Source organism: Thermoleptolyngbya sp. M55_K2018_002 (assembly GCF_015295965.1).
GTDB classification, from domain to species: Bacteria; Cyanobacteriota; Cyanobacteriia; order Elainellales; family Elainellaceae; genus Thermoleptolyngbya; species Thermoleptolyngbya sichuanensis.
Genome location: NZ_DVEA01000264.1, coordinates 1 through 1,828, shown reverse-complemented (window position 1 = coordinate 1,828; position 1,828 = coordinate 1). Strand labels below are relative to the sequence as shown.

Annotated in this window: 2 protein-coding genes; one reads left to right on the top strand and one right to left on the bottom strand. The window is 58.5% G+C overall.

All coding sequences use genetic code 11. The annotated features are described in order from the left end of the window. Positions 1 to 187: 187 nt before the first annotated feature. Positions 188 to 895 (top strand): tetratricopeptide repeat protein, encoded by a 708-nt coding sequence (locus IGS51_RS13225; RefSeq protein WP_297078819.1) that lies wholly within the window; start codon positions 188 to 190, stop codon positions 893 to 895. Positions 896 to 960: 65 nt separating this feature from the next. Here IGS51_RS13225 and IGS51_RS13220 read toward each other — a convergent pair. Further along, positions 961 to 1,828, bottom strand: an 868-nt coding sequence (locus IGS51_RS13220; protein ID WP_367279335.1) for a hypothetical protein, incomplete at its 5' end; no start/stop codon positions are given.

The window sequence follows — 1,828 nt, the reverse complement described above, 5'->3', positions numbered from 1 at the left end:
GGGGCAGCGACTCTTTCGCTGGCAGCCCCAGGTGCGAGAACTGGCCCAGCGCCGGGCCGGCGACCAGTCCACTGCTCATGGGCGGGCCGTGAGCCACTTTGCCGAGCGGGTGCAACCTTTGCAGCAGATGAGGGGCTAAGAGAATCTGCGGCAGGCCGAAACCGATCTGCTGCAAGACTATTTGGAGGTGTTTCATCATCTCTGTGAACTGGGGCAGTATAGCATGGCGCTGGGCTGGCTGACGAGAGAAACGCAGCCAGGGGAGCGGTATAGCCAATGTGATTTTTGGATGCAGCTTTCGGGCTATAACGACCTGCGAGAGGCGCTGTATCGCCGTTTGGTGGAGGAGTGGCGGCCTCAGGAAGAAGAGCGCAGGGGCTATGCCAATGCGCTAAAAGCCAAAGCCGATGTGCTGCAATTTCTCAAACAATGTGATGCGGCGATCGCCCTCTATGACGAAGCCATGGCCACCTATCAGCAGGTGGGCGATCGCTTGGGCTATGCCAATGCGCTAAAAGCCAAAGCCGATGTGCTGCAATTTCTCAAACAATGTGATGCGGCGATCGCCCTCTATGACGAAGCCATGGCCACCTATCAGCAGGTGGGCGATCGCTTGGGCTATGCCAATGCGCTGTGCAGCCGTGCCAATTTGCTGGAAGATCTCTCGGCTGCGCTGGAGGCGTTTTTGCAGGCACAGCAAATTTATATTGATATTAATCATCCCTATAGCCAAGCCCGCAACTTGATTTTGTACATTTCGTCGGCTCAGGCAGCACTGGGACAGGTCGAGGCGGCCGTGGAGTCGCTCCAGCAGTCCGCAGAGATTGGCCAGGCGATTGGCGTAGACATCCTTGTGCAATTTGCACAGCAGCGAATGGCGGAGTTGCGGGGTTGAGATGTTGGATTTTGGATTTTGGAATTGGCGCGAGATGCCCCAGCAAACCTGGACGGCCGATGCTCTCACTGATTCCGAAACTGCCACGCGGCCTCTAGCACCTGCACCCAGCGCTTTTGCACCTGCTTGGGCGTGCAGCGGAGGGTCTGGGCGATGGCCGTGTCGGATTCCCGCTGCATTTTTAGCCGCAGGAGCTGGCGCTGGTCGGCGGTGAGCTGGGCCTGAAACGCCTCCCACTGGTGCTGGGGCATTCCCAGGTTTTGATCCAGATCGGCACCGAGCCACTGGTGGACGAGTTGCCAGCGGTGAGAGCGCGAGAATTTTTCGACGTGATACTTAAACCGCTGCTGCAAATAGTCGCGCTGGCGGGGCGACAGGCCCAAGATTTCGTCGATTTCGGGGGCGGTGAGGTCCTGCATTTTTAAGATGAGGTAGTCGATGCAGTCCTGCTGCTTTTGGGATTCTAGGTATTGCACCAGTTCTGCCACGACGCGATCGCGCAGGACGGAATCTGACGGGTCGAGCGCTTCGGACACCATCTGCTCGCGCACCTGTTGCACCACGGGCGATCGGCTGTGGATGTCGGCTTCGTCGCCCCGCGCCGATTCTACTGCCAGATCCAGGTCCACAGAAGTTTCGGCGGGCTGGCGACGGGCAAACCCCTGGGCCCGCAGCACGATTAGCTGCTGGTTTCGGCGGCCGGGCAGGTTGATGCGGCGCTTGGCATATTGCTCCATAAAGGCCATGTATTCCGCCAGTTCTAGCCGGGTCTGAGGGCTATAGTCTTCGGGCAAAAAGTTCTCTTTGCGGAAGGCCTTTAGCACTTCGATGTAGAAGATTTGCATGAAGTCTTCGATCATCTCGTAGCGGGCCTGGAAGCCAAGCTGGGCGCGGCTGCGCGTGATGTGGCGATAGACGATGGCGCTGAGGTGG